Origin of the sequence: Geothrix rubra, assembly GCF_030268065.1 — a bacterium.
GTDB lineage: Bacteria > Acidobacteriota > Holophagae > Holophagales > Holophagaceae > Geothrix > Geothrix rubra.
Genome location: NZ_BSDD01000011.1, coordinates 1 through 3,470 on the forward strand (window position 1 = coordinate 1; position 3,470 = coordinate 3,470).

At 64.5% G+C, this 3,470-nt stretch carries 1 protein-coding gene; it reads left to right on the forward strand.

The features are described 5' to 3' along the window. The first annotated feature begins 271 nt into the window (after positions 1–271). Complete coding sequence (locus QSJ33_RS15515) at positions 272–2,929, forward strand: OmcA/MtrC family decaheme c-type cytochrome (RefSeq protein ID WP_285727878.1); 2,658 nt, start codon at positions 272–274, stop codon at positions 2,927–2,929. Positions 2,930–3,470: the final 541 nt, after the last annotated feature.

Below are 3,470 nucleotides of genomic sequence, written 5' to 3' on the forward strand. Positions count from 1 at the left end.
GGAACGCGCCGGAGTGCTTCAAGTGCCATGCGGCGGGTGCGAATTCGGACCTGAAGCCGGCCACGCCGGCCCCCGCCGGGACGGCCCCCGGTTGCTTCAACAACACGATGTGCCACGGGACCAACATCACGCCGGTGGCAGGCGCCGGCGCCAGCATCCCCGTCGGGATGAACTGAGCCAGGAGGTGCCGAGGCCCATGACCGATTCCCCCACCCCCGAGTACTGAATTCCTGACGTTTTTCGCAACCAAAACTCCAAAGGAGGACTTCAAATGCAGGCAATTCCCATCAAGCGACTCGGCGGGCTCGTCCTGGCCGCCGCGGTCACCTTCGCCCTGGTCGGGTGCAAGGGTGATACCGGCCCGGCCGGCATCAACGGCACCAACGGCACCAACGGGACGAACGGGACCAACGGAACCAACGCGGTCATCACGGTGAACGCGGCGGCTCTGACGCCGGACCAGTGGTCGCAGCTCTCCCTGAAGGGGAGCGTGACCAGCGTGACCATGGGCGGGAAGCCCGTCGTGAACTTCACCGTCACCGACGGCAACGGCACCCCCGTCCAGGGGCTGGGCTTCACCTCCCAGTCCAGCACCGCGCTCGCCCCCGGCCTCGCCAACATGGCGTTCTCGATCGACAAGCTGGTGCCCGGGACCAACGGCAGCCCCAGCAAGTGGGTCAGCTACATCGTGACCTCCATGCCCACGACGACCAAGGCCTCGGCTCCGAGCGTCCCGACGACGGACAGCACGGGCACGCTGGTGGACCATGGTGACGGCACCTACACCTACACCTTCTACCGGGACATCACCCAGGCCCAGGCCTTCCTGGACGCCGCCACCTACACCGGCAACAACGTCCGTGCGGACCTCGGCGACGTGAGCTACCAGCCCGCCCTGCTCCACCGCATCGGCATCCAGGTGGGTGGCTCGGCCCGGGGCACCGGCCGGAACACCCCCGACGGGTCGACCAGCACCACCGCCGCGGTGAACGTGAAGACCCCGGCGAACATCCTGTACGACTTCTACCCCGCCACGGGCCAGCCTGCCGCGGCCAACGATCCCCAGGATCGCCGCATCGTGGACATGGCGTCCTGCAACACCTGCCACACCAAGCTCTCCTGGCACGGCGGCAACCGCGTGGATATCAACTTCTGCGTGATGTGCCACAACGACCAGCTGAAGTACGGCAATGCCGAGGCCACCACCACGGCCACGGGCTACACCGGTGAGACCCGCAAGATCCAGGGCATGAGCGTTGGCGACATGCCGGCCTTCGTCCACCGGATCCACATGGGCGAGCACCTGACCCTGACCGGTTACGCCTTCTCCGACATCAACCCCTTCGATGCCCGGTATCCCCAGGATCTCCGGAACTGCACGAAGTGCCACACCTCGTCCATCAGCACCACCACCCAGGGCGACAACTGGATGAACGTGCCGAGCCGGCTCGCCTGCGGCGCCTGCCATGACGCCATCGACTGGGCCAGCGGCACGAACCACACCGGCGGCCCCCAGCTCGACGACAAGAACTGCACCGGGTGCCACGGCGCCACGGGCATCCAGCTCGTCCACACCCCGACGGTGGCCGGCAACCCTGCCTTCGCCACCGGTGGCTACACCAACGGCGCGGCCATTGCGGACTACCGGAACAACCTGCCCGCGGGTGCCATCAATGTCACCTGGGACCTCCAGAGCGTCAGCCTGAATGCCAGCAGCCAGCCGGTGTTCGTGTTCCGCTTCCTCCAGAACGGGCAGCGCGCCGACTTCAACGTGTTCGGCAGCGGCAAGACCGAGCTGTGGGACAACTTCGTGGGCGGCCCGAGCGTCTACCTGGCCTTTGCGGTCCCCCAGGACGGGATCAACACGCCTGCGGACTGGAACGCCACGGTCAGCACCTACGTCAAGAAGGTGTGGAACGGCACCGCCACCGGGACCTCCGCCGGCACCCTGTCGGGCCCGGATTCCAACGGCTACTACACCCTGACCATGACGGGCGTGACCATTCCGGCCAACGCCACCATGCTCACGGGCGGCATCGGCTTCACCTACAACAAGAACTCCCAGCCGATCACCCAGACCAACGTCCCGGGCTTCCCCTACGACACCACGACGATGCTGGGCGGCCTGAGCGTGCCTCCGCCCAACGTCACGAAGGTGGCCACGGGCAGCACCGCCCGCCGTGCGATCGTCAGCAGCCAGAAGTGCAACAGCTGCCATGCGGTCCTGGGTGTCTTCACCGATGCTGCCTACCACGCCGGCGAGCGCAACACCGCCGAGAACTGCACCTTCTGCCACAACGCCAACTACGTGGGCGACCACGGCACCGATGGCTGGGCGGTCAATGAGAAGGACTTCATCCACGCCCTGCATGCCGCGCCCGTGCGCAACAACATGTTCTCCTGGCAGGCGGCTGGCGGCGCCGACTACTGGAACACCACCTGGCCCGGCGCCGAGCGGTCCAACATGCTGAACAACTGCGAAATCTGCCACGTGGCCGGTTCGTACGACTTCAGCAACGCGACCAACGCCGCAGCGGTTCCCAATCTCCTCTGGAGCACCACGGCCACGGGGGCGACGCCCACCACCACGGTCACCTTCGTCACCGGCAGCGAGACGATCCCGACCGGCTACACGGTGGTCTCGCCCTTCGTCACCCCGGGCGTGAACTACGGAGCGGCCTTCAAGTACACCGCTTCCGCGACCGGCGGCACCATCGCCCCCGCCGCGAACACCACCCTGGTGAACTCGCCGATCGCCTCCGCCTGCTTCGGCTGCCACGACAGTGCCACCGACATCGCCCACTTCCAGGGCAATGGCGGCGCCATCTACGAGGCCCGCAGCACGGCCCTGGCCAAGGTCGAGCAGTGCCTGATCTGCCATGGCACCGGCAAGATCGCCGACATCAAGGCGATGCACATGAACTTCTAGCCGTCAGGGCCGGGGCGCGGTTTCCGCGCCCCGGCCTTCTTCAGATTGCTTCAGGTCCAGCAGGGACCCGGGTGCGCTTCCCGCATCTGGGTCCTTCCTCTGTCTGGACCCATGCCGCAAGAGTTGTGGCCGCCTATTCCCTTCTCGGGCAGAGGGTTACAGGGCCAGCGGGGAGGCCAGGACGAGACGGAGTCTTAATTTGTTACATCAGTGTCATAAATCACAATGCGGCCCTGGATGCAGATAAGAAAAAACAAGAAAAAGATAAACCGAAGTATTTTTTTTACGCATTGTGAATGAGCCAAAATTCTTCAAAAAGGCATAGTTACAAAACCAAAATCAATGTCACGGACATGTACTGATTCCAATCCTTTAAGGTTATAGGCCCATGTAGGGAATTTCCATTTTTACCCTCGAGGTGAGCTAACTTTGGCGGCAGGTTCCGAGAGGTTGAGGTGAAGGGATCTCGAGGGAGCAAGCGGGTGGTACGGGGAAGGATTTTGGAGAGGGAAGAGAGATGAGGGGAGAGATGAGGAGACGA

Excerpts from the sequence above, each read along its gene's own strand:
- QSJ33_RS15515 (WP_285727878.1), top strand. The coding sequence starts at position 272 with ATGCAGGCAATTCCCATCAAGCGACTCGGCGGGCTCGTCCTGGCCGCC.